At 41.9% G+C, this 25,671-nt stretch carries 26 protein-coding genes and 1 riboswitch; of the genes, 23 read left to right on the forward strand and 3 right to left on the reverse strand.

Annotated elements, in window-relative coordinates:
* Positions 1-24: 24 nt before the first annotated feature.
* Positions 25-618: a Holliday junction branch migration protein RuvA gene (ruvA, locus tag N8O43_RS05845; protein WP_261089730.1), complete on the forward strand. Its 594-nt coding sequence runs from the start codon at positions 25-27 to the stop codon at positions 616-618.
* A gap of 9 nt (positions 619-627) precedes the next feature.
* A complete protein-coding gene (locus N8O43_RS05850) occupies positions 628-1,194 on the forward strand; it encodes a DNA-3-methyladenine glycosylase I (protein WP_261089732.1) in 567 nt (188 codons plus the stop codon).
* A 58-nt stretch (positions 1,195-1,252) separates the two neighbouring features.
* Here N8O43_RS05850 and N8O43_RS05855 read toward each other — a convergent pair whose 3' ends face one another.
* The 3 genes from N8O43_RS05855 to N8O43_RS05865 form a co-directional block, all read right to left on the reverse strand.
* Positions 1,253-2,284 (reverse strand): S66 family peptidase, encoded by a 1,032-nt coding sequence (locus N8O43_RS05855; protein WP_261089733.1) that lies wholly within the window; start codon positions 2,282-2,284, stop codon positions 1,253-1,255.
* A gap of 141 nt (positions 2,285-2,425) precedes the next feature.
* The gene (locus N8O43_RS05860) at positions 2,426-3,103 is read right to left on the reverse strand and encodes a DUF1129 domain-containing protein (protein WP_049487391.1); all 678 of its coding nucleotides are present in this window, start codon (positions 3,101-3,103) and stop codon (positions 2,426-2,428) included.
* 11 nt (positions 3,104-3,114) lie between these two features.
* Positions 3,115-4,059: a magnesium transporter CorA family protein gene (locus tag N8O43_RS05865; RefSeq protein ID WP_000815623.1), complete on the reverse strand. Its 945-nt coding sequence runs from the start codon at positions 4,057-4,059 to the stop codon at positions 3,115-3,117.
* Between the two features lie 131 nt (positions 4,060-4,190).
* Between N8O43_RS05865 and uvrA the strand changes: the two genes are divergently transcribed.
* The 21 genes from uvrA to rplB all read left to right on the forward strand — a co-directional run bounded on the left by uvrA (position 4,191) and on the right by rplB (position 25,662).
* Positions 4,191-7,022, forward strand: coding sequence for an excinuclease ABC subunit UvrA (uvrA, locus tag N8O43_RS05870; protein ID WP_261089734.1), 2,832 nt, complete (start codon positions 4,191-4,193; stop codon positions 7,020-7,022).
* Complete coding sequence (locus N8O43_RS05875; RefSeq protein ID WP_261089735.1) at positions 7,015-8,076, forward strand: M24 family metallopeptidase; 1,062 nt, start codon at positions 7,015-7,017, stop codon at positions 8,074-8,076. The genes uvrA and N8O43_RS05875 overlap by 8 nt, the downstream gene beginning before the upstream one ends.
* A 57-nt stretch (positions 8,077-8,133) precedes the next feature.
* Positions 8,134-8,284: riboswitch (M-box (ykoK) riboswitch) on the forward strand.
* A 194-nt stretch (positions 8,285-8,478) separates the two neighbouring features.
* Positions 8,479-11,139, forward strand: coding sequence for a magnesium-translocating P-type ATPase (mgtA, locus tag N8O43_RS05880; RefSeq protein ID WP_261089736.1), 2,661 nt, complete (start codon positions 8,479-8,481; stop codon positions 11,137-11,139).
* A gap of 135 nt (positions 11,140-11,274) precedes the next feature.
* Entirely contained in the window at positions 11,275-11,673 is a 399-nt protein-coding gene (gene spx, locus N8O43_RS05885; RefSeq protein WP_000591165.1) for a transcriptional regulator Spx, read from the forward strand.
* A gap of 60 nt (positions 11,674-11,733) precedes the next feature.
* A complete protein-coding gene (locus N8O43_RS05890) occupies positions 11,734-12,303 on the forward strand; it encodes an SP0191 family lipoprotein (protein WP_000725153.1) in 570 nt (189 codons plus the stop codon).
* A gap of 86 nt (positions 12,304-12,389) precedes the next feature.
* On the forward strand, positions 12,390-12,656 hold the full coding sequence (locus N8O43_RS05895; protein ID WP_000507059.1) for an IreB family regulatory phosphoprotein: 267 nt from the start codon (positions 12,390-12,392) through the stop codon (positions 12,654-12,656).
* A 3-nt stretch (positions 12,657-12,659) separates the two neighbouring features.
* Entirely contained in the window at positions 12,660-13,079 is a 420-nt protein-coding gene (gene ruvX, locus N8O43_RS05900; protein ID WP_004239076.1) for a Holliday junction resolvase RuvX, read from the forward strand.
* 15 nt (positions 13,080-13,094) lie between these two features.
* On the forward strand, positions 13,095-13,400 hold the full coding sequence (locus N8O43_RS05905) for a DUF1292 domain-containing protein (RefSeq protein WP_000017620.1): 306 nt from the start codon (positions 13,095-13,097) through the stop codon (positions 13,398-13,400).
* Positions 13,401-13,706: 306 nt separating this feature from the next.
* Positions 13,707-14,957 (forward strand): bifunctional folylpolyglutamate synthase/dihydrofolate synthase, encoded by a 1,251-nt coding sequence (locus N8O43_RS05910; RefSeq protein WP_261089737.1) that lies wholly within the window; start codon positions 13,707-13,709, stop codon positions 14,955-14,957.
* An 84-nt stretch (positions 14,958-15,041) separates the two neighbouring features.
* A complete protein-coding gene (locus N8O43_RS05915; protein WP_261089740.1) occupies positions 15,042-15,503 on the forward strand; it encodes an SP_0198 family lipoprotein in 462 nt (153 codons plus the stop codon).
* A 139-nt stretch (positions 15,504-15,642) separates the two neighbouring features.
* Positions 15,643-17,175: a cardiolipin synthase gene (gene cls / locus N8O43_RS05920; protein ID WP_261089741.1), complete on the forward strand. Its 1,533-nt coding sequence runs from the start codon at positions 15,643-15,645 to the stop codon at positions 17,173-17,175.
* A 254-nt stretch (positions 17,176-17,429) separates the two neighbouring features.
* The gene (locus N8O43_RS05925) at positions 17,430-18,983 is read left to right on the forward strand and encodes a damage-inducible protein CinA (protein ID WP_261089742.1); all 1,554 of its coding nucleotides are present in this window, start codon (positions 17,430-17,432) and stop codon (positions 18,981-18,983) included.
* 119 nt (positions 18,984-19,102) lie between these two features.
* Entirely contained in the window at positions 19,103-21,310 is a 2,208-nt protein-coding gene (nrdD, locus tag N8O43_RS05930) for an anaerobic ribonucleoside-triphosphate reductase (protein WP_261089743.1), read from the forward strand.
* 11 nt (positions 21,311-21,321) lie between these two features.
* On the forward strand, positions 21,322-21,462 hold the full coding sequence (locus tag N8O43_RS05935; RefSeq protein WP_261089744.1) for a hypothetical protein: 141 nt from the start codon (positions 21,322-21,324) through the stop codon (positions 21,460-21,462).
* A 43-nt stretch (positions 21,463-21,505) separates the two neighbouring features.
* Complete coding sequence (locus N8O43_RS05940; RefSeq protein WP_045612366.1) at positions 21,506-22,012, forward strand: GNAT family N-acetyltransferase; 507 nt, start codon at positions 21,506-21,508, stop codon at positions 22,010-22,012.
* Positions 22,005-22,595 carry an anaerobic ribonucleoside-triphosphate reductase activating protein gene (gene nrdG / locus N8O43_RS05945; protein ID WP_045612364.1) on the forward strand — a complete coding sequence of 197 codons (591 nt, stop codon included), beginning with the start codon at positions 22,005-22,007 and terminating at the stop codon, positions 22,593-22,595. Before N8O43_RS05940 ends, nrdG begins: the two co-directional genes overlap by 8 nt.
* A gap of 254 nt (positions 22,596-22,849) precedes the next feature.
* On the forward strand, positions 22,850-23,158 hold the full coding sequence (rpsJ, locus tag N8O43_RS05950) for a 30S ribosomal protein S10 (RefSeq protein ID WP_001284513.1): 309 nt from the start codon (positions 22,850-22,852) through the stop codon (positions 23,156-23,158).
* 82 nt (positions 23,159-23,240) lie between these two features.
* Entirely contained in the window at positions 23,241-23,867 is a 627-nt protein-coding gene (rplC, locus tag N8O43_RS05955) for a 50S ribosomal protein L3 (protein WP_247953380.1), read from the forward strand.
* 24 nt (positions 23,868-23,891) lie between these two features.
* On the forward strand, positions 23,892-24,515 hold the full coding sequence (gene rplD, locus N8O43_RS05960) for a 50S ribosomal protein L4 (protein WP_000024547.1): 624 nt from the start codon (positions 23,892-23,894) through the stop codon (positions 24,513-24,515).
* Positions 24,515-24,811 (forward strand): 50S ribosomal protein L23, encoded by a 297-nt coding sequence (locus N8O43_RS05965; protein ID WP_001055347.1) that lies wholly within the window; start codon positions 24,515-24,517, stop codon positions 24,809-24,811. Before rplD ends, N8O43_RS05965 begins: the two co-directional genes overlap by 1 nt.
* A gap of 17 nt (positions 24,812-24,828) precedes the next feature.
* Positions 24,829-25,662, forward strand: a complete 834-nt coding sequence (gene rplB, locus N8O43_RS05970) for a 50S ribosomal protein L2 (RefSeq protein ID WP_229294456.1) — start codon at positions 24,829-24,831, stop codon at positions 25,660-25,662.
* Positions 25,663-25,671 lie beyond the last annotated feature (9 nt).

The raw sequence follows: 25,671 nt of genomic DNA on the forward strand, positions 1-25,671 counted from the left end.
TTCATTGAGCATAAAAGGAAAACTATGTACGAATATTTAAAAGGAATCATTACCAAAATCACTGCTAAATATATTGTTCTTGAAGTCAACGGTATCGGCTATATCCTGCATGTGGCTAACCCCTATGCCTATTCAGGACAGGTCAATCAAGAAGTTCAAATTTATGTGCATCAGGTCGTGCGTGAGGATGCTCAGCTGCTTTATGGATTTCGTTCAGAGGACGAGAAGAAACTCTTTCTCAGTCTGATTTCGGTTTCTGGGATTGGTCCTGTATCAGCTCTTGCTATTATCGCTGCCGATGACAATGCTGGCCTGGTTCAAGCCATCGAAACCAAGAATATTACCTACTTGACCAAGTTCCCTAAAATTGGCAAGAAAACAGCCCAGCAGATGGTGCTGGACTTGGAAGGCAAGGTAGTAGTTGCAGGAGATGATCTTCCTGCCAAGGTGGCAGTGCAAGCCAGCGCTGAAAACCAAGAACTGGAAGAAGCTATGGAAGCCATGTTGGCACTGGGCTACAAGGCAACTGAGCTCAAGAAAATCAAGAAATTCTTTGAAGGAACGACAGATACAGCTGAGAACTATATCAAGTCAGCCCTTAAAATGTTGGTCAAATAGGAGCAGAGCATGACAAAACGTTGTTCGTGGGTCAAGATGACCAATCCGCTCTACATTGCCTATCATGATGAGGAGTGGGGTCAATCCCTGCATGATGACCAAGCATTGTTTGAGTTATTGTGTATGGAAACCTATCAGGCAGGCCTGTCTTGGGAAACGGTACTAAACAAACGCCAAGCTTTCCGAGAAGCATTTCATGGCTATCAAATTCACGCAGTCGCAGAGATGACCGACACCGAACTGGAAGACTTGCTGGAGAATCCAGCCATCATCCGAAATAGAGCCAAGATTTTTGCTACACGCGCTAACGCCCAAGCCTTTCTACGACTACAGGCAGAGTACGGCTCTTTTGATGCCTATCTTTGGTCTTTTGTTGAGGGAAAAACTGTCGTTAATGATGTTCCCGATTACCGCCAAGCCCCAGCTAAAACACCTTTTTCTGAGAAATTAGCCAAAGATCTCAAAAAAAGAGGTTTCAAGTTCACAGGCCCAGTTGCCGTCTTATCTTTTCTACAGGCTGCAGGGCTAGTTGATGACCACGAGAATGATTGTGAGTGGAAAAGCAGGAATCAGTGAGTATAGGTAATTAGAATATCTGAGAATATAGAAAAAAGCTGAGAAATTCTTCCCAGCTTTATTTGTTATAGTCAAAGTGGATGACTTGCTCCTGTGCATCTACATGGGCATGGACTCCAAAGGGTACAATTGCTCTTGGAGTTGCGTGTCCGATATTCAGATTATAGACAATCGGGATGTTGCTGTCAATAATATCCAATAGTGCCTCTTTATAGTTGTCATAGAAAGTTTCATCCATAGGTTTTCCGACCAAGAGTCCACTGATGACCTCGAATATGCCAGTGTTCTTTAAAGTCCGCAACATTTTTTTGAAGTCTTTCGGTTCAGGCTTTTCTTCGCTTGTTTCTAGCAAGAGGATTTTTCCTTCCCAGTCTGACAAGTCAGGGAAAAGTTTGTACTTTTGGCAGAGGTTCGTGCTATCTGCGTATCGAGAGTTGTCAAAGATATCGTAGAGGGATTCGAGACAACCACCGAGGATTTTCCCCTCGAACTGGGCATTTCCTTGCAATAATTCAAAACCGGTATTTGCATGACTGACACGAGGTGTCCCCAGAGCCTTGGGACTGAAGTCAGTCCTTTCATCATACCAAACGTCACTAGGGCGGATTTCTGAGATTCTTCCCGTCTCAATCAATTCTTTAAAGTAGCGAAGACTATAAGCTAACATTTCCTTGTCCAATTCACAAATGTCTGCTAGAAAGGATTGGCCATAAAAAGTCTTGATCCCTAGTTTATGCAACATAAGGTGGTTCATGGTTGTATCCGAGAAGCCAAGAAAAATCTTTTGTTTGATAACCTTTTGGAGTTGGTTATTTTCAAAAAGATAAGGTAGCAAGCGATAGGTATCGTCTCCACCGATGGCGCATAGGATTATGTCGATGCTATCATCAGAAAAGGCATGAATCAAATCCTCTGCACGAGCTTCAGGATGGTCCTTGATAAAGTCTAATCCTTTTTGCGAATGGGGCAAAAAGATAGGATTGAGTCCCAGGTCCTTGAGACGTTGAACACCCAAGTCCACTTCGTGTTTGACAAAGTCCTCTCCGATAATGCCACTAGATAAACTAACAATACCAATAGTAGAAATCATATTTTATCCTCCTAGAAATAGATTGAACCTATTTTATCACAAAAGATTAGATAGAGCTATGTGGGATGTCAGAAGAATACTTTAAAATCAAAAAAGTAAGTGAAAAAGCAACCGCATCTGCAGTTGCTTTTATGATTCTTCTTAATAGCGTGTTGGTCCTGCACTTGCGCTGCGGATGTTCAAGCGTTTCTTGAGATAGAAGCGAAGGGCTAGGAGGGCTGCTCCGATAATAGCCAGTGGCACTGGAGCAAGTACTGGGTTAAGGCTAGCTGGTAGGAAGCTTGTTGCAAAGAAGACAAGCAACCAAAGGAACATAGAAGCTAGGATAACTAGTACAGATTTCCAGAAAGGCGGACGTTGACTGCGGTCCATATCTGGTCCATAGTATTGGTAAACAAAGTAGTACATCAAGTAGAAGGCAAATCCACCAACCAGTCCAACTAATAGGAGAGTAACAAATCCATAGCCGAAAGCTTGATCTGCCGCAAAGAAGGTTGTGAGGGCGCTGACAAGGGCAAAGAGGCTAGTGATGAAAAGGGCTGAATCCATAATCATGAGTTTTGGATCATCATTTTCTTTTGGATGCTCTTTTTCATATTGTTCCTTGACAGTGAAACTATGAGCCCAATGGGTCGGTGCGCCATAGAGGGAACGAGCAGTCGTACCCTTGGCTTGCTCTTCAAGGATTTTGGGAATGACTTCCTCAAAAATAGCCTTGATTTCAGCGTCTGTTTTCCCATCTTTGATGAATTGTTGGGTAGCGATGTGGACAAACTCTTGGTTTTTCTTAGTTAATTTTTGTAGATCAATCTGAGACATAGGAACTCCTCTTAGAACCATTTTTTATGGATGAGATAGAGAGTGAGCGAGACACTCATAGCAAAGGCGATAAAGACGATTAACCAGAAGGCATTCGGCTCGCCGTTTAGGGGGATTTCATTATCCTTAAAGTTCATCCCGTAGGCAGAAAAGACCATGGTTGGGATGGACATGACGATGGTCACAAGGGCCAAGGTTTTCATGATGTTATTCTGGTTGTTAGAAATGATAGAGGCGAAGGTCTCTGTCATAGAATGCAAGACGTTTCCATAAATGTCTGCCATCTCGATGGCCTGTTGGGTTTCAATCAGGGTATCTTCAAGCAGGTCTTCGTCCTCAAGGTATTTCTTGATATTGCTAGTTGAGCTGGTCAATTTCTTAATCACGCGCTCATTTGTTTTGAGGGAGGCCTTGAAATAGACGATGGTTTTTTCCAATTCCATGAGCTCAATCAATTCTTCATTACGAGTTGATTGATGCAGTTGACTTTCGATTTGTTCACTCTTGCGATCAATCGAACGAAGGGCTGTTAGGTAAAGCTCTGCATTGCGATAGAGAATCTGGAAGATAAAACGCGAACGCATGAAAGTGTAGAAATTACGCAAACGACGGTTGATAAAGACATCAAGGACTGGTAATGGTTCCAAACACGTAGTGATAATGGTTTCCTCTGTGATGATAATACCAAGCGGGATGGTTACGTAGTAGGTGCGGTTATTTCTTTCTTCTGTGACCGGCACGTCTACGATAATCAGGGTGTACTCGTCTTCAATAGTAATACGGGACATTTCTTCCGCATCGAGCGGTGCTCGAAGGTCGGCAATATCGATATCGAAGGCGTTAGCGATTTCGAGTGATTCATTTTGAGTCGGATTGACGAGATTGATCCAAGTACCCGGTTCAAGTGTATCGATCTCTTTAAATTCAGTTGTTGTAGAGAGAAAAACTTGTTTCATATCCCTTATCCTTTCTCATTTTTCAGATTTTTTCACACCGTACTATTATACTACAAATTCAGCCTTTTGGGTAATAGAATCTCACTTTTTTTGGTATAATGGTAAGCAATAATGGACTAGAAAGAACAAAGATGCAAGATAAAATTGTCATTCATGGGGCGCGTGCCCATAATTTAAAAAATATTGATGTGGAGATTCCGCGAGATAAGCTGGTTGTAGTGACTGGCTTGTCAGGTTCAGGGAAATCCAGTCTGGCCTTCGATACCCTCTATGCTGAGGGACAACGTCGCTATGTGGAGAGTTTGTCAGCCTATGCTCGTCAGTTCTTGGGAAACATGGAGAAGCCTGATGTAGATGCTATTGATGGTCTCAGCCCAGCTATTTCTATCGACCAAAAAACGACTAGCAAAAACCCTCGCTCGACGGTGGGAACGACGACTGAAATCAATGACTATCTGCGTCTCCTCTACGCGCGTGTGGGGACGCCTTACTGTATCAACGGGCATGGGGCTATCAAAGCTTCTTCTGTGGAGCAAATCGTGGATAAGGTTTTAGAATTGCCTGAACGCCAGCGCTTGCAGATTTTGGCCCCTGTCATCCGCAAGAAAAAAGGCCAACATAAGAGTGTTATCGAGAAGGTTCAGAAAGATGGGTATGTCCGCGTCCGTGTGGATGGGGAAGTCTATGATGTGACCGAAGTGCCAGAGTTGTCTAAGAGCAAGCAACACAATATTGATGTCGTTGTTGACCGTATTGTTATCAAGGAGGGTATCCGTAGTCGTCTCTTTGATTCCATTGAGGCTGCCCTTCGTATTGCAGAAGGTTATGTCATTATCGACACGATGGACGACTCTGAGTTGTTGTTCTCTGAGCATTATGCCTGCCCAGTTTGTGGTTTTACTGTCCCAGAGTTAGAGCCACGCCTCTTCTCTTTCAATGCACCTTTTGGCTCTTGTAGTGAGTGTGATGGCTTGGGCATCAAGCTGGAGGTGGATACTGATTTGGTAGTACCAGATGCCAGCAAAACCTTACGTGAGGGGGCGCTAGCACCTTGGAATCCTATCTCATCCAACTACTATCCCAACATGTTAGAGCAGGCTATGACAGCCTTTGGAGTGGATATGGATAAGCCTTTTGAGGACTTGTCAGAAGAAGATAAGAACTTGATTCTTTACGGCTCAGATGGAAAGGAATTCCATTTCCACTATGAAAATGAATTTGGTGGTGTACGCGACATCGATATTCCTTTTGAAGGAGTTGTCAATAATATCAAACGTCGTTACCATGAAACCAATAGCGATTATACTCGCACCCAGATGCGTCTCTACATGAATGAGCTGACCTGCGGGACTTGTCACGGCTACCGTCTCAATGACCAGGCCTTATCTGTCCGTGTGGGTGGTGAGCAAGGGCCACATATCGGAGAAATTTCAGACCTGTCTATTGCAGATCATTTGGAGCTAGTTTCTCAGTTAACTCTGTCTGAAAATGAAGCCATCATTGCTCGACCTATTCTCAAGGAAATCAAGGATCGTTTGACCTTCCTTAATAACGTGGGTCTTAATTATCTGACTCTGTCTCGTTCAGCAGGAACCCTTTCAGGTGGGGAAAGTCAGCGTATTCGTTTGGCAACCCAGATTGGTTCCAACCTATCTGGTGTCCTTTATATTCTAGATGAGCCGTCGATTGGTCTTCATCAGAGGGACAATGATCGTCTGATTGCCAGTCTCAAAAAGATGCGTGATTTGGGTAATACTCTCATCGTGGTGGAACATGATGAAGACACCATGCGCGAAGCTGATTATCTAATTGACGTTGGTCCTGGTGCCGGTGTTTTTGGTGGGGAGATTGTTGCGGCAGGTACGCCTAAACAGGTAGCTCGCAACAGCAAGTCTATCACAGGCCAGTATTTATCAGGTAAACGTGCCATTCCAGTACCAGAAGAACGCCGTGTCGGTAATGGTCGTTTTATCGAAGTGACAGGAGCGCGTGAGAACAACTTGCAAAATGTTACTGCTCGCTTCCCACTAGGGAAATTCATCGCGGTGACTGGTGTATCAGGTTCAGGGAAATCGACCCTCATCAACAGCATCCTCAAAAAAGCCATTGCTCAAAAATTCAACCGCAATTCAGACAAACCTGGTAAATTTAAAACCATTACGGGGATTGAGCATGTAGACCGCTTGATTGATATTGACCAGAGTCCAATCGGACGAACGCCGAGGTCCAACCCAGCTACCTATACAGGAGTTTTTGACGATATACGTGACCTTTTTGCTCAGACTAATGAAGCCAAGATTCGTGGTTACAAGAAGGGACGTTTCAGTTTCAACGTTAAGGGAGGTCGCTGTGAAGCCTGCTCAGGTGACGGGATTATCAAGATTGAGATGCACTTCTTGCCAGATGTTTATGTGGCTTGTGAAGTCTGCCACGGGACCCGCTACAACAGTGAAACCCTAGAAGTTCACTACAAGGAAAAGAATATCTCGCAGGTCTTGGACATGACCGTCAATGATGCGGTGGAGTTTTTCCAACATATTCCGAAAATTCAACGCAAACTTCAGACTATCAAGGATGTGGGACTTGGTTATGTGACATTGGGACAACCTGCTACCACCCTTTCTGGGGGAGAAGCCCAGCGTATGAAGCTGGCTAGTGAACTCCACAAACGCTCGACAGGCAAGTCATTCTATATTCTGGATGAGCCAACGACAGGGCTGCATACTGAGGACATTGCTCGCTTGCTTAAAGTCTTGGCTCGCTTTGTTGACGATGGCAATACAGTCCTCGTTATTGAGCACAATCTGGATGTTATCAAGACTGCAGACCATATTATTGACTTGGGACCTGAGGGCGGTGTCGGTGGTGGAACCATCATCGCAACAGGAACTCCAGAAGAAGTAGCGGCCAATGAAGCCAGCTACACAGGACACTATTTGAAAGGAAAGTTACATCATGAATAAACGTGTACAAGCATTTCTAGCTAAAATGAAAGAAAAAGAACTAGATGGCATCATCATCAATAACCTTAAAAACGTCTATTACCTGACTGGTTTTTGGGGCTCAAACGGAACAGTCTTTATCAGCCGTGATCGTCAGGTCTTGGTGACAGACTCTCGCTATATCATTGCAGCCAAGCAAGAAACCAGTGGTTTTGAGATTGTGGCTGACCGTGATGAATTGGCTGTCATTGCAGGAATTGTCAAGGACATGGGCTTGTCTCGTATCGGTTTTGAAGATGAGATTTCAGTCTCTTATTATCACCGTATGCAGGCAGCTTTTGCAGGATTGGACTTGCTTCCACAAACTCAGTTTGTTGAAGGTCTTCGAATGATTAAGGATGAAGCGGAGATTGCAGCTATTCGCAAGGCTTGTTCTATCTCAGACCAAGCTTTCCGCGATGCGCTTGACTTTATTAAGCCAGGAAAAACTGAAATTGAAATTGCCAACTTCCTTGACTTCCGCATGCGTGAGTTGGGAGCATCTGGCTTGTCTTTTGACACTATCCTAGCTAGCGGAATCAACTCTTCTAAGCCCCATGCCCATCCAATGCACAAACCAGTGAAGCTGGGAGAAGCTATTACCATGGACTTTGGATGCCTCTACGACCACTATGTCAGCGATATGACACGGACTATCTATCTGGGCCATGTCAGCGACGAGCAAGCAGAGATTTACAATACGGTTCTCAAAGCCAACCAAGCCTTGATTGACCAGGCTAAGGCAGGATTAGGTTTCCGAGACTTTGATAAAATTCCTCGTGATATTATCATCGAGGCAGGCTATGGCGACTACTTTACCCACGGTATTGGACACGGTATTGGACTGGATATCCATGAGGAACCATACTTTAGCCAGACTTCTACAGAAACTATTAAGGCCGGTATGGCATTGACAGATGAGCCAGGTATCTATATCGAAGGCAAATATGGCGTTCGTATCGAGGATGATATCCTGATTACAGAGACAGGTTGTGAATTATTGACCCTTGCTCCAAAAGAGTTGATAGTTATTTAAGAGTCAAACAACTCAAATGATTGACTTTTAAATTTTAAAGGTTTATACTGAAAGACGAAAACGGTAGGTGAGGCTACCATAGGGATACGGATGACTACCGCAAAGCAGTGGAGACACTACTCGTTGGTCAACAGTCCTGGTCGCGAAGGCCAAGACTAAGCTCATTACATTGCCCTATGGAGTTAAAGCTTGAACGAAAAACAGATAATTAGTTTTTTAATCCTGCCATTTCATGGTGGGATTTTCTACTGTTTAAATCAAAGAAAGGAGATAAACGATGCAAATTGACGATCATCCGGAACCGCACATACACAGCCAATCGCTGATTTGTGTCGTTCTGCCCTTATAAAGTGATTGGTCTCTGTGTATGAAACACATCATTCATACAGATAGGAGAAACCAATGAAAACTACAAAAGAAAGATTAGCAACAGCTATTCATACATCTTTAAACGAAACTCTATCTTTTTATAAGACAAGTCTAACAGGCTTGACTGAGGAGCAGGTGGAGAAAAATCGTGACCTATATGGCGAAAATACCATCACAAAGGGTCAAGAAGACAGTATCCTCAAAAAGATTTACGAATCCATTATCAATCCTTTTACAATCATCTTGCTGGTCATCGCCGTGATTTCCTTGGTGACCAATGTCTGGTTGGCAAAACCAGGTCAAGAAGATCCGACGACTTCTATTATCATCGTTGTCCTAGTCCTCATTTCTGGTGGCATACGCTTTGTCCAAGAACTCCGTAGTGATAAGGCTGCGACCAATCTATCAAAAATGATTGTCAACACAGCGACTGTCATTCGTCAAGGAGAAATCCAAGAAGTACCTATTGATGATTTGGTAGTGGGTGACGTGGTTAAATTAAGTGCTGGAGACATGATTCCAGCAGATCTTCTTTTATTTGAGTCGCGCGATTTCTTTGTACAACAGTCGGGCTTGACAGGTGAAAGTGAATCGGTTGAAAAATTGGCCTTGACCAAGGCAACAGTTCAACAATCTGATAGTCTGCTAGAAGCAGAAGCGCTCGCCTTTATGGGAACCAATGTCTTGTCTGGTAGTGCCAAGGCTGTGGTTTTAGCAGTTGGTGATGATACCATGATGGGGGCCATTGAGCAGACTTTGAACACCTATGACGAGCCTACTTCGTTTGAGCGGGAGATGAATAGTATTTCTTGGCTCCTGATTCGCTTGATGTTGGTCATGGTGCCCATCGTTTTCTTGTCCAATGGTTTAACAGATGGTGACTGGCTGGAAGCTGGCGTATTTGCTTTGAGTGTTGGTGTTGGATTGACACCTGAGATGCTTCCTATGATTATCACGGCCAGTCTAGCAAAAGGCTCCATCATTATGGCCAAGGAAAAAGTGGTTATCAAGAAACTCAATGCCATACAGGACTTAGGGGCGATTGATATTTTGTGTACAGATAAGACAGGAACTCTAACCCAAGACGAAATTGTCCTTGAATATCCCTTGGACATCCACGGACGCTTGGATTTGACCGTCTTGAGACGAGCTTATCTCAATTCTTATTTTCAAACTGGCTTGAAAAATTTGATGGACAGAGCCATCATCAAACGGACTGAAAAGGAAGCAAAAGAACACGCCCTCTTGCAAAATCTGTCTCAAACATTTCAAAAAATAGATGAGCTTCCTTTTGATTTTGAACGTAGACGTATGAGTGTTATCGTTAAGGATGAACACGAAACGGTTAGTTTGGTAACTAAGGGAGCACTTGAGGAAATGTTGACGATTTCCAGTTATGCGGAATACCAAGGAGTGATTACTTCCTTGACAGATGCTATTAGAGAAGAAATTTTAGCAGAAGTCAGACAACTAAATCAACAAGGTTTGCGTGTCTTGGGAGTGGCCTATAAGTCAGGTTTGAGGGAAGGTCATGCCTATACAGTTGATGATGAAGGGGATATGATTCTAACTGGTTATTTAGCCTTCCTAGATCCTCCTAAACCATCTGCAGCACCAGCAATTAAGGCTCTGTTAGAACATGGGGTTCAAACAAAGATTTTGACGGGAGACAACGAAAAAGTTACCCAAGCAGTCTGTGAAAAGGTTAGTTTGGATATCAATCAGATGCTGTTAGGATCTGAAATTGATCAGATGAGTGATCAAGAATTGGCCCAAGCCGTAGAGGAGGTAACCGTCTTCGCCAAACTTTCACCTGACCAAAAAGCGAGGATTATTTTGCAATTTAAGGCTAATGGTCATGCTGTCGGTTATATGGGAGATGGGATCAATGATGCTCCTTCTATGAAAGTTGCAGATGTGGGGATTTCTGTTGATACAGCAGTAGATATTGCCAAAGAAACAGCTGATGTTATTCTACTTGATAAGGATCTCATGGTTCTGGAAAAAGGACTTGTTGAAGGGCGTAAGGTCTATGCCAATATGACCAAATATATCAAAATGACAGTGAGTTCTAATTTTGGAAATATTTTATCCCTATTGGTCTCTGGAATCTTTTTACCATTTTTACCAATGGCACCAGTTCATTTGATTATCCTAAATCTAGTCTATGATTTGTCTTGTATTGCCTTACCTTTTGACAAGGTGGATAAAGATTTTTTGAGAAATCCACATACCTGGGAAGCTAAGTCCATCACACGTTTCATGGTTTGGATGGGGCCTATCTCTTCTGCCTTTGATATTTTGACCTTTATTTTGCTCTATTTTATCATTGTACCCATGACGACAGGTCAAGCTTATGTTCATGGGGCAGAGTCTGCCGTAGGATTTATTGTCTTGTTTCAGACAGGTTGGTTTATCGAGTCCATGTGGTCACAGACCATGGTTATCCATATGCTGCGTTCAGCCAAAATTCCCTTTTTACAAAGTCGTCCGGCTTGGCTAGTCCTTGTGACAACCTTATTGGCTGCAGCCTTTGTGACCTTCCTTCCCTACAGTCCACTCGCAATCCTACTTCATCTAACTCCATTAAAACCGATTTATTTCATCTTTTTACTTTTCATCATTATTTTGTATATGATTAGTGTGACAATTGTGAAAAAAATTTATATCAAGAAATATCAAGAATGGCTGTAAATTTCATTTTGTCAAGAAAAAAGTACGAAAATGACGAAAAAAGTCAAAAAAATTTAAAAATAGGTCGCAAGTCGGATGTTTTTTATGGTATAATAGACTAAACTGATAGTAACATGTAGCGAAAGGGGTAGGTACATGATTAAAATTTATACAGTCTCAAGTTGTACTAGCTGTAAAAAAGCAAAAACCTGGCTCAATGCCCACCAGTTAAGTTATAAAGAACAAAACCTTGGTAAAGAAGGAATTACGAGAGAAGAATTACTGGATATTCTGACAAAAACAGATAACGGAATAGCCAGCATCGTTTCGTCTAAAAATCGCTATGCCAAAGCCCTTGGAGTGGATATTGAAGATTTGAGCGTCAATGAAGTCCTCAATCTGATTATGGAAACACCGAGAATTTTAAAGAGCCCAATCCTTGTGGATGAAAAACGCCTGCAAGTTGGCTATAAGGAAGACGATATTCGTGCCTTCCTACCACGCTCTGTCCGTAATGTAGAAAATGCAGAAGCACGTTTGCGTGCAGCTCTATAAACATCAAGGCTGGGAGCAACTCCCAGTCTTATTTTAATTTCAAAAAGAAAGAAGAAAGAAATGAAAAAAATTGTTCTTGTTAGTCTAGCTTTCCTTTTTGTCCTGGTTGGTTGCGGACAGAAAAAAGAAACTGGAACAGCTACAAAAACAGAAAAGGATACGCTTCAGTCTGCATTGCCAGTTATTGAGAATGCTGAGAAGAATACAGTTGTGACCAAGACTTTGGTCTTGCCCAAGTCAGATGATGGTAGCCAGCAAACCCAAACCATTACATACAAGGACAAGACTTTTTTGAGCTTAACGATTCAACAAAAACGTCCAGTTTCTGATGAGTTGAAGACTTATATCGACCAACATGGAGTGGAAGAAACTCAAAAAGCTCTTCTGGAGGCAGAGGAGAAGGATGAGGCTATTATAGAAGCTCGTAAATTAGCAGGATTTAAGCTTGAAACCAAACTATTGAGCGCAACCGAACTTCAAACAACGACTAGTTTTGACTTTCAAGTTCTGGATGTCAAGAAGGCTTCTCAGTTAGAATATTTGAAGAATATTGGTTTAGAAAATCTCTTGAAGAATGAACCAAGCAAATATATTTCAGACAGATTGGCAAATGGCGCGACAGAACAGTAGAAAATCCAAATAAATAGACTGCCTGAATTGTAGAACGTAAGGAATTATGCTATAATGGTACTATTCTAAGGAAAGAGGGTGTTAGAATGGGATTTACTGAAGAAACAGTACGTTTTAAATTGGACGATTCCAATAAAAAAGAAATTAGCGAAACTCTGACTGATGTTTATGCTTCGTTGAACGATAAGGGTTATAACCCGATTAACCAAATCGTAGGTTACGTATTGAGTGGAGACCCTGCCTACGTTCCTCGTTATAATAATGCACGAAATCAAATCCGTAAGTATGAGCGCGATGAAATCGTTGAAGAATTGGTCCGCTACTACCTTAAAGGACAAGGAGTCGATCTATAACCTATGAGAATTATGGGATTGGACGTCGGTTCAAAAACGGTAGGGGTGGCTATTAGCGATCCGCTTGGTTTTACAGCTCAAGGACTTGAAATCATCCAAATCAATGAGGAGCAAGGTCAATTTGGTTTTGACCGCGTTAAGGAGTTGGTTGATACTTACAAGGTGGAACGATTTGTAGTGGGCTTGCCTAAAAATATGAACAATACAAGCGGACCGCGCGTGGAAGCTAGTCAAGCATACGGAGCAAAGTTAGAAGAGCTTTTTGGTTTACCAGTAGACTATCAAGATGAACGCTTGACAACAGTTGCCGCAGAGCGCATGTTGATTGAGCAAGCAGATATTAGCCGTAACAAGCGCAAGAAAGTCATTGATAAGTTAGCAGCTCAGCTGATTTTACAAAATTATTTAGATAGAAAATTTTAATACAAAGGAGAGGCTATGTCACACGATCATAACCACGACCACGAAGAACGTGAATTAATTACACTAGTAGATGAGCAAGGAAATGAAACCTTGTTTGAAATCCTTTTGACGATTGACGGAAAAGAAGAATTTGGTAAAAACTATGTTCTTCTAGTACCAGTTAACGCAGAAGAAGACGAAGACGGACAAGTTGAAATCCAAGCTTACTCATTCATCGAAAACGAAGATGGAACAGAAGGCGAATTGCAACCAATCCCAGAAGACTCAGAAGACGAATGGAACATGATTGAAGAAGTCTTCAACAGCTTTATGGAGGAGTAAAAATGTTCAGTGAACATTTTTACCCCAGTTCCTTTAAATAAGAGAGAACTGGTAAGTCCGGGGGATGTTTTTAGCCTGACGCTAAAAATAAAAACCGTCAGTAAGTCTGGGAGACTGTATCAGCCCAACTCCTAGAAATTAGAAGAGTTGAAATATTTGGGGAGAATTTTACCCCACGTTAATATCCATAGTTGCTAGTGATTAGCTAACCAGGTAAGAGGTCGGGACGAAAATCCTGACCTCATTTTTGTTAGTTATGAGACTTTATTGAGGCAGTTGATTGAACCTGTAATTAAGGAGATGTATATGTTTGAAGTAGAAGAATGGCTCCATAGTCGGATTGGTTTGAATTTTCGATCAGGCTTGGGCCGAATGCAACAAGCGGTAGATTTGCTAGGAAATCCTGAGCAGTCTTACCCTATTATCCACGTCACTGGGACTAATGGGAAAGGTTCTACCATTGCTTTTATGAGGGAGTTATTTATGGCGCATGGCAAAAAAGTTGCGACCTTTACCTCCCCTCATATCATCTCCATCAATGACCGAATCTGCATTAACGGGCAACCAATAGCTGATGCAGACTTCATCCGTTTGGCTAATCAGGTCAAGGAGATAGAAAAGACCCTTCTGCAAACCCATGATCAGTTGTCCTTTTTTGAATTGCTGACCTCGATTGCTTTTCTCTATTTTAGAGAGCAAGCGGTGGATTTGCTTTTACTAGAAGTGGGAATTGGTGGTTTACTAGACACGACCAATGTAGTAACTGGAGAGATTGCTGTCATCACCTCCATCGGGCTAGACCATCAGGAGACCTTGGGTGATAGTCTAGAGGCAATTGCAGAGCAGAAAGCTGGTATTTTCAAGGCTGGTAAAAAGGCAGTGATTGCTAAGTTGCCTTTAGAAGCTAGACTTGTCTGTCAGAAAAAAGCAGACTCTTTAGCTGTTGACCTTTATCAGGCAGGTCAGGATTTTTCAATGCTAAATGGCAATTTTTCAAGCTCTTTGGGGAATCTTTCACAGCTGAAAATAGGTTTAGAAGGAGCTTATCAGCAGGAGAATGCGGCCTTGGCGTTGCAAACTTTTCTTCTTTTTATGGGAGAAGGAAAGGAAGTTGTTGATGAACAGGCTGTAAGAAAGGCCTTGAAACAGACCCATTGGGCTGGTCGCTTGGAGCGTATTCGTCCGCAGATATACTTGGATGGTGCCCATAACCTCCCTGCCTTGGCTCGCTTGGTTGAGTTTATCAAAGAAAAAGAGCAGGGAGGATATCGTCCTCAAATCCTATTTGGAGCCTTGAAACGGAAGGATTATCAAGGGATGTTGGGTTATCTGACTGAAAATTTGCCTCAGGTAGAACTCAAGGTGACCGGCTTTGACTATCAAGGTTCTTTGGATGAGACAGATGTAACAGGTTACCATGTAATTCCCTCTTATCGCGAATTTATTAGCAATTTTGAAGAAAGAGCAGATGGCCAGGATTTATTGTTCATTACAGGGTCTCTCTATTTTATCTCAGAAGTACGGAGCCACATACTGGGGCATGAGCAGATAAATTGACCTCCTTTTTTGAACTTGTTATACTAGGGGAACTGCCAGTTAGAAGGAACATTCTCTAAATTGGTAGCAGAAAGGAAGTTCATCATGAAATTAAAAACATTCACACTTTCTCTTGCTTCTTTAGCAAGTCTTAGTCTCTTAGTAGCTTGTTCACAAAGAGCGCAACGGGTTCAACAACCAGCAGCTCAACCACAAACACAAGAAACTCAACAATCACAAGCTACTTCATCTTCTGCAGAAAATACGAATCAGGCAGCAACAAGTTCTTCACAAAATGCGCCTGAGGCTCAACCAACTAATATTGATGGAACTTATACTGGTCAGGACGAAGGAGACCGTATCACTTTAGTGGTAACTGGAACAACTGGTACCTGGACACAGGTAGAAACTGACGGTGAACAAGAAATCAAGCAGGTTAGTTTCGACGCCGCTAATCAACGCATGATTATTGGTGATGATGTCAAGATTTATACAATCAATGGCAATCAGATGATTATCGACGATATGGATAGAGAAGCGTCTGATCGCATCGTTTTATCAAAATAAACTAGAAGGAGACTGGAATTTTCGGTCTCTTTTATGATTACTCAGAAAAATGATTATAAATACTTGCCTTCTATCGAATAACTGAGTTATACTAGTATCAATTACTTGTTTTTAGCATTCAAAATATCAAGGAGGGGATATGAAATATAGAAAATTTCAATTATTGATGTCCAAGTATGGCTTTAGTCTTTCGATTATGCTGCTTGAACTGTGTCTTGTTTTTGGTCTCTTTCTTTATTTAGGGCGTATGGCCCCTATTCTATGGGTCATTCTCTTAATCTTTATGAGTATGGCGACTATCGTAGCGATTGTCAATCGTTCCATGGCGCCTGAAAGCAAGGTAATGTGGCTAGTGGTGACCTTTGTTCCTGTTATTGGTCCTTTGCTCTATCTGATGTTTGGTGAAAGGCGATTGTCCAAAAAAGAAATCAAGCAGTTGGACAAACTTGGTTCCATGCATTTTCGGGAGGATAACAGTAAAGCTCTCCGCCAGAAATTGAAGGAAGAGGATAAGGCGGCTTACGGAGTTATCAAATCTTTGTTAAGTATGGATAGCAATGCCGATGTATATGATCGAACCGACTCACAATTCTTTTCTTCAGGTGAAAGCATGTGGCAACATATGTTGGAAGACCTCCAGAAAGCTGAAAAGTTTATCTTTCTAGAGTACTATATTGTCGAAGAAGGTCTAATGTGGAATAGCATACTAGACATACTAGAGCAAAAGGCAGCTCAGGGTGTAGAGGTCAAGATGCTCTATGATGATATCGGCTGTATGGCGACTTTACCCGGAGACTATACTATTCAGCTTCGTAGTCGAGGAATTGAAGCCCATAAATTTAACAAGGTGATTCCTCGTTTGACGGTGGCTTACAACAATCGGGACCATCGGAAAATCCTTGTCATAGATGGTCAGGTAGCCTATACAGGAGGCATTAACTTAGCCGATGAGTACATCAATCATGTAGAACGCTTTGGCTATTGGAAGGACAGTGGGATTCGCTTAGATGGTCCTGGTGTCAAGGCCCTAACCCGTCTCTTTTTGATGACTTGGTACATCAATCGTGGGGAAATCAGTGATTTTGATCAGTATCACTTGGAAAATCAACCTCGTTCTAGCCAAGGGCTCTGCATTCCTTACGGTAGTGGACCCAAGCCCATCTTCCGTACCCAGGTAGGGAAAAAAGTCTATCAAAGTTTGATTAATCAGGCTACCGATTCAGTCTATATCACAACACCTTATTTGATTATTGACTATGACTTAACAGAGAGTATTAAAAATGCGGCCATGAGGGGTGTTGATGTCCGCATCGTGACTCCTTTCATTCCGGATAAAAAATTAATCCAACTGATTACAAGAGGGGCCTATCCGGATTTGTTGTCAGCAGGAGTAAGGATTTTTGAGTATAGTCCAGGCTTTATCCACAGTAAACAAATCTTAGTGGATAAGGACTTTGCTGTAGTTGGGACCATTAACTTAGATTATAGAAGTTTGCTTCACCACTATGAAAATGCAGTTTTGCTATATAAAATGGAGTCAATCACTGAGATTCAAAAAGATTTTCAAGAGATTTTTTTAGCATCGCAAGAAATTTTCCCTCATACGATAAAAAATAGCTGGTATCAAAAATTGATTAAGGAAATTGCCCAGTTATTCGCCCCTATCTTATAAGAAATCTAGGACTTAGGATACAACCCAGTCCTATTTTTCTTGCCTTTTACGAATAAGAAGATATAGGAGGAACGATGCTGACTCAGAAAGAATTGGATTATATCATGTCATTTAAACAGACGCATTTACACCGATTTCGGGAAATTGAAACCTTTGTGAAACTATGCAAAAAATCGCTCAAACAGCCATCGCAAGCTGACAATTTTAGGTCTTTTTGATATACTAAGACAGATAAATTGAATAGGAGAAACGACATGGCTGTATATGGCAGAATAGAAGAAGTATCCGAAACGATACAGAGTAATGAGATTGAAAATAGATTGGATAGGAACCTTGAATCTCATGTAGAAAAAGAAGAACAGGTAGCTTTTCCGTTTTTCAGACTCATCATTGGAAGTACGATTGCAACGGTTTTTTCTGTGGTGCTACCTTTACTTTTAGATATGGTAAGTCCCTCTCAGGCGCAGGATTTGTATATAGGGTGGGCTTTACATCAGGGAGGACAGCTTTACAGTAGCTATTATGCAAGTCACGGTCTTATTTATTACTTGCTACTTTACATCACCCAAGGAGGCATCCTTTTTGCCTTGGTAGAATGGCTAGCCCTCTTAGGAGGAGGTTACTTCCTCTTTTCTTCAACTGACTATCTGACGGGACAAAGGGAACAAGCCAAGCAACTCCTAACCATATTTTATATTTTGGTATCCGGTCTCGGTTTTGGCGGAGGATATGCTACGATTTTAGCTTTGCCATTTCTGTTTGCAGGATTTTCGTTCATAGCAGCTTATCTATCAACTCCTAACCATGACAAGGGATTTCTACGTCTGGGGATTTTCTTGGCCCTATCATTTTTCATAGAGCCTCTTACAAGTCTTCTCTTTATTGCAGTAGTAACAATTGGTTTGTTTGTCTTTAATGTTGGGCATGGTCGCCTTGCTCATGGAGTTTATCAGTTTTTTGCAGCAGCACTTGGCTTTTCTCTCATTTTTTACCCAGTAGGATATTATGTTCTTGCTTCAGGTGGCTTTGGAGAAGCTCTAGGAAGTCTTTTATATCCGATTGATTCCCTTCAGGTCTTTATCAATCCCCAACTAATGGATAATGTTGTATTCTATGGTTTGTTGACCTTTGGTTTAGGAGCTCTCTTCCTTGTTTTTCTAGGTTTGTTCCAATCAAAGGCATCAAGATTATATGTTATTTCAGTACCAGCTAGTTTTGCTTTCATATTTGTATTAGCCTTGTTGCTTTTTTCTCAAGAACCTCTTCACGGTTCGTGTTTGATTCTAATCCTTCCATTTTTACTCCTTCTTTTGATGACCAGTATTCGTGGGAAACATTCAGCTAGGGGAGCTCGTCGTCGGAGAAGAGAAGATGTTCCTACTCTATGGAAAAAATTCATGAAGGGAAATCTCTACCTACCGATCCTAGTGGTGGTTTATCTGATTGCTATTCCTTTTGTGGCTCGTTTTGTCTTGCATCCAGCTTCTTATAAAGAACAACATCAAGTAGTAGACAGAGTCAAACAAGAGACGAGTGAGGAAGACCAAATTTATATTTGGGATTCACATGTTCAAATGTATAAAGAAAGCCAGCGTTTGGCTGGATCCATGTTCCCATCACCTCTTCTTTATACGAATACAGAAGAAAACAAAACTACCTTGATTCATGACTTGAAAGAAAACCAACCTAAGATGATTGTGGTAAACGACAAGGTGGCTCTCTGGTCTGAGGCGGAGACACTCTTAAAAGAAAATTACCAACAAGTAAAGACTGATTACTCAGAGTTTAAAGTCTATAAAATTAAATAACAAAATCAATATCTTGTGTATTTTTAAAAATTTTAGGATTTTTAACACAAGATATTGATTTTTCTTTTTAGAGTGGTATAATACTTTTTAGAAAGAACATTTTAGAAAAGAGCATGCATATGATTGCACTAGAAGAAAAAATTACAATTTTGCCAACTCTCTTCGTCGAGAAACGAGATGGGAGACGTGTTGTATTTGATGTGGACAAGATTGACAAGGCTCTCCACAAGGCGGCAGACAAGGTTATGGATGTGACACCCTTGGTCGAAAAACGCCTAAATGCTCTGACCGAGCGAATTGTCACAGAAATTCATAGTCGCTTTCCACAGGGGGTTAAGATTTACGAAATTCAAAATATCGTAGAACATGAACTGCTTGAAGCCAAAGAATATGCACTGGCTGAGGAGTATATTACTTATCGAACACAGAGGGATTTTGAGCGCTCAAAAGCGACAGATATTAACTTTAGTATCCATAAGCTTCTCAACAAAGACCAAGCAGTTGTCAATGAAAATGCTAATAAAGACAGCGATGTCTTCAACACCCAGCGTGATTTGACAGCAGGGATTGTTGGGAAATCAATCGGACTGCAAATGATTCCTAAGCACGTAGCCAATGCCCACCAAAAAGGGGATATCCACTATCACGATTTGGACTACAGTCCCTATACACCTATGACCAACTGCTGTTTGATTGATTTCAAGGGGATGTTGGAAAATGGTTTTAAGATTGGGAATGCAGAGGTAGAAAGTCCTAAGTCTATCCAGACTGCAACAGCTCAGATTTCCCAAATCATTGCCAACGTTGCTTCTAGCCAGTACGGGGGATGTTCAGCTGACCGTATCGATGAAGTCTTGGCGCCGTACGCAGAGAAAAATTACCAAAAACACCTCAAAGATGCAGAAGAGTGGGTCTTGCCTGAAAAGCGGGAAGATTATGCCTGGAAGAAAACGCAAAAAGACATCTATGATGCTATGCAATCTCTTGAGTATGAAATCAACACTCTCTTCACTTCAAATGGCCAAACGCCCTTTACTTCACTAGGTTTTGGTCTAGGAACTAGTCGTTTTGAACGGGAAATTCAAAAAGCTATCCTGAACATCCGGATCAAAGGTCTGGGTTCGGAACATCGAACAGCCATATTCCCTAAACTCATCTTTACGCTGAAAAGAGGACTCAACTTAGAGGAAGGGACACCCAACTACGACATCAAGCAGTTGGCCCTAGAGTGCGCAACCAAACGGATGTACCCAGATGTTTTGTCCTATGATAAGATTGTTGAGTTGACAGGTTCTTTCAAAGTTCCTATGGGTTGTCGTTCTTTCCTTCAAGGATGGAAGGATGAGAATGGTGTCGAGGTTAATTCAGGTCGCATGAATCTGGGTGTTGTGACGGTTAACCTGCCTCGTATTGCTCTCGAGTCTGAGGGTGACATGAATAAGTTCTGGGAAATCTTCAACGAACGTATGAACATCGCTGAAGATGCTCTTGTTTATCGTGTCGAACGCACTAAAGAGGCGACACCAGCCAATGCTCCTATCCTCTATCAGTACGGTGCTTTTGGCCATCGTCTAGGTAAAGAAGAAAGTGTTGACCAGCTCTTTAAGAATCGTCGTGCCACAGTTTCGCTAGGCTATATCGGTTTGTACGAAGTGGCGACTGTTTTCTTTGGTAATAGCTGGGAAAGCAATCCAGATGCTAAGGAATTCACGCTAGACATTATTCGAGATATGAAACGCCGTGTAGAAGAGTGGTCTGACCAATATGGCTACCATTTCTCTATCTACTCAACACCATCTGAAAGTTTGACAGACCGTTTCTGCCGACTAGATACAGAAAAGTTCGGCTCTATTCCTGATATTACGGACAAGGAATACTACACCAATTCTTTCCACTACGATGTTCGTAAAAATCCAACACCGTTTGAAAAATTAGACTTTGAGAAAGTCTATCCAGAAGCAGGTGCGTCAGGTGGTTTCATCCATTACTGTGAGTATCCAGTCCTTCAGCAAAATCCAAAGGCCTTGGAAGCTGTCTGGGACTATGCCTATGACCGTGTCGGCTATTTAGGTACCAATACACCAATTGACCGTTGCTACAAGTGTGACTTTGAAGGGGATTTTGAACCAACTGAGAGAGGATTTGCTTGTCCAAACTGTGGAAATAGCGACCCTAAAACAGTAGATGTTGTGAAACGGACTTGTGGCTATCTAGGCAATCCTCAAGCGAGACCTATGGTCAATGGACGTCACAAGGAAATCGCTGCGCGTGTCAAACATATGAATGGCTCAACGATTAAAATAGCTGGCCATCAAGTAACCAATTAGAAAGAACTGAAATGGGAAAATATCAATTAGACGATAAGGGGCGTGCACAAGTGACCCGTTATCACGAGAAACACTCTAAAGGTGTAGCTGGTAAAAAAGAACGCTTGCTCAACCTCAGAGAACAATTTTTAAATAAGAATAAGAAGAAATAAAAGTGAGAGTCAGCTCTCGCTTTTCTCTTAGTGGGAGGTAAGGATGGAACTACGCAGACCAAGATTAGCAGATAAAGAAACAGTTTTAGAGATGATGGCAGAGTTTGAAAAGAACCAATCAGCCCATGATGGAGGATTTTGGGATACAGAGAACTTTGTGTATGAAGAATGGTTGGAAACAAATATGCAAAAAGAGATGGGAATAAACTTGCCTGAAAATCGTGTTCCTTCTATTCAATTTGTATCATTTGATGATGTAGGCCGTGCTCTAGGATTTTTGAATCTGCGATTGAGACTGAATGAGGGTTTATTGAATTATGCTGGTCACATTGGCTACTCCATTCGTCCATCAGAAAGAGTCAAGGGTTATGCTAAGGAAACTCTCCGTCAGGGCTTGCAAGTTGCTAAGGAAAAGAACATCAAGAGAACGCTTGTGACCTGTAGCGTGAATAATCCTGCTAGCAGAGCAGTCATTTTAGCAAATGGTGGGCTCCTTGAGGATGTTCGTAATGGAGTCGAGCGTTATTGGATAGAGGTAGCGAATGAATAATCCAAAACCACAAGAATGGAAAAGCGAAGAACTCAGTCAAGGGCGGATTATTGATTACAAGGCCTTCAACTTTGTAGATGGAGAGGGTGTGCGTAACTCCCTCTATGTATCAGGTTGCATGTTTCACTGCGAGGGATGTTATAATGTTGCGACTTGGTCTTTTAATGCTGGCATTCCTTATACAGCAGAATTAGAAGAACAGATCATGGAAGATCTCGCTCAACCTTATGTTCAAGGCTTGACTTTATTAGGAGGAGAACCCTTCCTTAATACAGGAATCCTTTTGCCACTCGTGAAACGTATCCGGAAGGAATTGCCAGACAAAGACATCTGGTCCTGGACGGGCTATACATGGGAAGAAATGTTGTTGGAAACTCCAGATAAACTGGAACTCTTATCATTGATTGACATTCTTGTCGATGGACGATACGATCGAACTAAGAGAAATCTCATGCTCCAGTTTCGAGGTTCTTCCAATCAACGAATTATCGATGTGCAAAAATCTCTCAAAAGTGGGCAAGTAGTGATTTGGGACAAGCTTAATGACGGAAAAGAAAGCTATGAACAGGTGAAGAGAGAGTAACTTTCTTCTATAAAATACTTAAATAAATGACCTGTCGAAAAAGAAAACATTTTCATGTTAAAAATTTTAAAAAAACAGCAACAAATCCCTTGCAATCGCAGGGGCTTTGTGTTATTCTATTATGGTGCTGTAAATTACAGCCTTAGCTTTGATGCAAGAGGTTGCGACACGCTCGGTTGCATTGCCACGCAACACCGCGTCGGTTTTCTTGTGGAGCTAGCCTATTATCTTAAATAGACGAAAAGGAGAAAAAGATGGCAAACAAAAAAATCCGTATCCGTTTGAAAGCTTACGAACACCGTACGCTTGACACAGCGGCTGCAAAAATCGTAGAATCAGCTACTCGTACAGGTGCACAAGTTGCGGGTCCAATCCCACTTCCAACTGAACGTAGCCTCTACACAATCATTCGTGCGACTCACAAATATAAAGATTCTCGCGAACAATTTGAAATGCGTACACACAAACGTTTGATCGATATCGTTAACCCAACTCAAAAAACAGTTGATGCTTTGATGAAATTGGATCTTCCAAGTGGTGTAAACGTAGAAATCAAACTTTAATCTAAAGCTTGATACCTTGAGCATAAAAAACGCTCGTTAAAAACTTTTTGAATAAAAAATATAGAAAAGGAACTATTTTCTCATGACAAAAGGAATCTTAGGGAAAAAAGTGGGAATGACTCAAATCTTCACTGAAGCTGGCGAATTGATCCCTGTAACAGTTATTGAAGCAACTCCAAACGTTGTTCTTCAAGTTAAAACTGTTGAAACAGACGGATACAACGCTATCCAAGTTGGTTTCGATGACAAACGCAAAGTATTGAGCAACAAACCTGCTAAAGGACATGTAGCGAAAGCTAACACGGCTCCTAAGCGCTTCATTCGTGAATTCAAAAACGTTGAAGGCTTGGAAGTTGGTGCTGAAATCACAGTTGAAACATTCGCAGCTGGAGACGTTGTTGACGTAACTGGTACTTCTAAAGGTAAAGGTTTCCAAGGTGTTATCAAACGCCACGGACAATCACGTGGACCAATGGCTCACGGTTCTCGTTACCACCGTCGTCCAGGTTCTATGGGACCTGTTGCACCTAACCGCGTATTCAAAGGTAAAAACCTTGCAGGACGTATGGGTGGCGACCGTGTAACAATTCAAAACCTTGAAGTTGTACAAGTTGTTCCAGAAAAGAACGTTATCCTTATCAAAGGTAACGTACCAGGTGCTAAGAAATCTCTTATCACTATCAAATCAGCAGTTAAAGCTGGTAAATAATAAGGAAAGGGGAATACAGTCAAAATGGCAAATGTAACATTATTCGACCAAACTGGTAAACAAGCGGGCGAAGTTGTTCTTAATGATGCAATCTTTGGTATCGAACCAAATGAATCTGTTGTGTTTGATGTGATCATCAGCCAACGTGCTAGCCTTCGTCAAGGAACTCACGCAGTTAAAAACCGCTCAGCTGTTTCAGGTGGCGGACGCAAACCATGGCGTCAAAAAGGAACTGGACGTGCTCGTCAAGGTTCTATCCGCTCTCCACAATGGCGTGGTGGTGGAATCGTCTTCGGACCAACTCCACGTAGCTATGCGTACAAACTTCCTCAAAAAGTTCGTCGCCTTGCGCTTAAATCTGTTTACTCAGAAAAAGTTGCTGAAAATAAATTTGTAGCCGTTGATTCTCTTGAATTCACAGCTCCAAAAACTGCTGAATTTGCAAAAGTTCTTGCAGCTTTGAGCATCGATTCTAAAGTCCTTGTTATTCTTGAAGAAGGAAACGAATTCGCAGCTCTCTCAGCTCGTAACCTTCCAAACGTGAAAGTTGCGACTGCTACAACTGCAAGTGTTCTTGACATCGCAAATAGTGACAAACTTCTTGTTACTCAAGCAGCTATCTCTAAAATCGAGGAGGTTCTTGCATAATGAATTTGTATGATGTTATCAAAAAACCTGTCATCACTGAAAGCTCAATGGCTCAACTTGAAGCAGGAAAATATGTATTTGAAGTTGACACTCGTGCACACAAACTTTTGATCAAGCAAGCTGTTGAAGCTGCTTTCGAAGGTGTTAAAGTTGCCAACGTTAACACAATCAACGTAAAACCAAAAGCTAAACGTGTTGGACGTTACACTGGTTTTACTAACAAAACTAAAAAAGCTATCATCACACTTACAGCTGATTCAAAAGCAATCGAGTTGTTTGCTGCTGAAGCTGAATAATCTAAGGAGGAAATATCGTGGGAATTCGTGTTTATAAACCAACAACAAACGGTCGCCGTAATATGACTTCTTTGGATTTCGCTGAAATCACAACAAGCACTCCTGAAAGATCATTGCTTGTTGCATTGAAGAGCAAGGCTGGTCGTAATAACAACGGTCGTATCACAGTTCGTCACCAAGGTGGTGGACACAAACGTTTCTACCGTTTGGTTGACTTCAAACGTAACAAAGACAACGTTGAAGCAGTTGTTAAAACAATCGAGTACGATCCAAACCGTTCTGCAAACATCGCTCTTGTACACTACACTGACGGTGTGAAAGCGTACATCATCGCTCCAAAAGGTCTTGAAGTAGGTCAACGTATCATTTCAGGTCCAGAAGCAGATATCAAAGTCGGAAACGCTCTTCCACTTGCTAACATCCCAGTTGGTACTTTGATCCACAACATCGAGTTGAAACCAGGTCGTGGTGGTGAATTGGTACGTGCTGCTGGAGCTTCTGCTCAAGTATTGGGTTCTGAAGGTAAATACGTTCTTGTTCGTCTTCAATCTGGCGAAGTACGTATGATTCTTGGAACTTGCCGTGCTACAGTTGGTGTTGTCGGAAACGAACAACATGGACTTGTAAACCTTGGTAAAGCAGGACGTAGCCGTTGGAAAGGTATCCGCCCAACAGTTCGTGGTTCTGTAATGAACCCTAACGATCACCCACACGGTGGTGGTGAAGGTAAAGCACCAGTTGGTCGTAAAGCACCATCTACTCCATGGGGCAAACCTGCTCTTGGTCTTAAAACTCGTAACAAGAAAGCGAAATCTGACAAACTTATCGTTCGTCGTCGCAACGAGAAATAATATTAAACT

The sequence above is a fragment of the Streptococcus mitis genome, from assembly GCF_946190335.1.
Lineage (GTDB): Bacteria > Bacillota > Bacilli > Lactobacillales > Streptococcaceae > Streptococcus > Streptococcus mitis_CH.

Excerpts from the sequence above, each read along its gene's own strand:
- rplD (WP_000024547.1), top strand. The coding sequence starts at position 23,892 with ATGGCAAATGTAACATTATTCGACCAAACTGGTAAACAAGCGGGCGAA.
- N8O43_RS05860 (WP_049487391.1), bottom strand. The coding sequence starts at position 3,103 with ATGTCTCAGATTGATCTACAAAAATTAACTAAGAAAAACCAAGAGTTT.
- uvrA (WP_261089734.1), top strand. The coding sequence starts at position 4,191 with ATGCAAGATAAAATTGTCATTCATGGGGCGCGTGCCCATAATTTAAAA.
- N8O43_RS05915 (WP_261089740.1), top strand. The coding sequence starts at position 15,042 with ATGAAATTAAAAACATTCACACTTTCTCTTGCTTCTTTAGCAAGTCTT.
- N8O43_RS05850 (WP_261089732.1), top strand. The coding sequence starts at position 628 with ATGACAAAACGTTGTTCGTGGGTCAAGATGACCAATCCGCTCTACATT.
- nrdG (WP_045612364.1), top strand. The coding sequence starts at position 22,005 with ATGAATAATCCAAAACCACAAGAATGGAAAAGCGAAGAACTCAGTCAA.
- ruvX (WP_004239076.1), top strand. The coding sequence starts at position 12,660 with ATGAGAATTATGGGATTGGACGTCGGTTCAAAAACGGTAGGGGTGGCT.
- N8O43_RS05875 (WP_261089735.1), top strand. The coding sequence starts at position 7,015 with ATGAATAAACGTGTACAAGCATTTCTAGCTAAAATGAAAGAAAAAGAA.
- N8O43_RS05905 (WP_000017620.1), top strand. The coding sequence starts at position 13,095 with ATGTCACACGATCATAACCACGACCACGAAGAACGTGAATTAATTACA.
- rplC (WP_247953380.1), top strand. The coding sequence starts at position 23,241 with ATGACAAAAGGAATCTTAGGGAAAAAAGTGGGAATGACTCAAATCTTC.
- N8O43_RS05910 (WP_261089737.1), top strand. The coding sequence starts at position 13,707 with ATGTTTGAAGTAGAAGAATGGCTCCATAGTCGGATTGGTTTGAATTTT.
- N8O43_RS05865 (WP_000815623.1), bottom strand. The coding sequence starts at position 4,059 with ATGAAACAAGTTTTTCTCTCTACAACAACTGAATTTAAAGAGATCGAT.
- N8O43_RS05965 (WP_001055347.1), top strand. The coding sequence starts at position 24,515 with ATGAATTTGTATGATGTTATCAAAAAACCTGTCATCACTGAAAGCTCA.
- N8O43_RS05895 (WP_000507059.1), top strand. The coding sequence starts at position 12,390 with ATGGGATTTACTGAAGAAACAGTACGTTTTAAATTGGACGATTCCAAT.
- ruvA (WP_261089730.1), top strand. The coding sequence starts at position 25 with ATGTACGAATATTTAAAAGGAATCATTACCAAAATCACTGCTAAATAT.
- spx (WP_000591165.1), top strand. The coding sequence starts at position 11,275 with ATGATTAAAATTTATACAGTCTCAAGTTGTACTAGCTGTAAAAAAGCA.
- mgtA (WP_261089736.1), top strand. The coding sequence starts at position 8,479 with ATGAAAACTACAAAAGAAAGATTAGCAACAGCTATTCATACATCTTTA.
- N8O43_RS05855 (WP_261089733.1), bottom strand. The coding sequence starts at position 2,284 with ATGATTTCTACTATTGGTATTGTTAGTTTATCTAGTGGCATTATCGGA.
- nrdD (WP_261089743.1), top strand. The coding sequence starts at position 19,103 with ATGATTGCACTAGAAGAAAAAATTACAATTTTGCCAACTCTCTTCGTC.
- N8O43_RS05935 (WP_261089744.1), top strand. The coding sequence starts at position 21,322 with ATGGGAAAATATCAATTAGACGATAAGGGGCGTGCACAAGTGACCCGT.
- cls (WP_261089741.1), top strand. The coding sequence starts at position 15,643 with ATGAAATATAGAAAATTTCAATTATTGATGTCCAAGTATGGCTTTAGT.
- N8O43_RS05940 (WP_045612366.1), top strand. The coding sequence starts at position 21,506 with ATGGAACTACGCAGACCAAGATTAGCAGATAAAGAAACAGTTTTAGAG.
- N8O43_RS05890 (WP_000725153.1), top strand. The coding sequence starts at position 11,734 with ATGAAAAAAATTGTTCTTGTTAGTCTAGCTTTCCTTTTTGTCCTGGTT.
- N8O43_RS05925 (WP_261089742.1), top strand. The coding sequence starts at position 17,430 with ATGGCTGTATATGGCAGAATAGAAGAAGTATCCGAAACGATACAGAGT.
- rpsJ (WP_001284513.1), top strand. The coding sequence starts at position 22,850 with ATGGCAAACAAAAAAATCCGTATCCGTTTGAAAGCTTACGAACACCGT.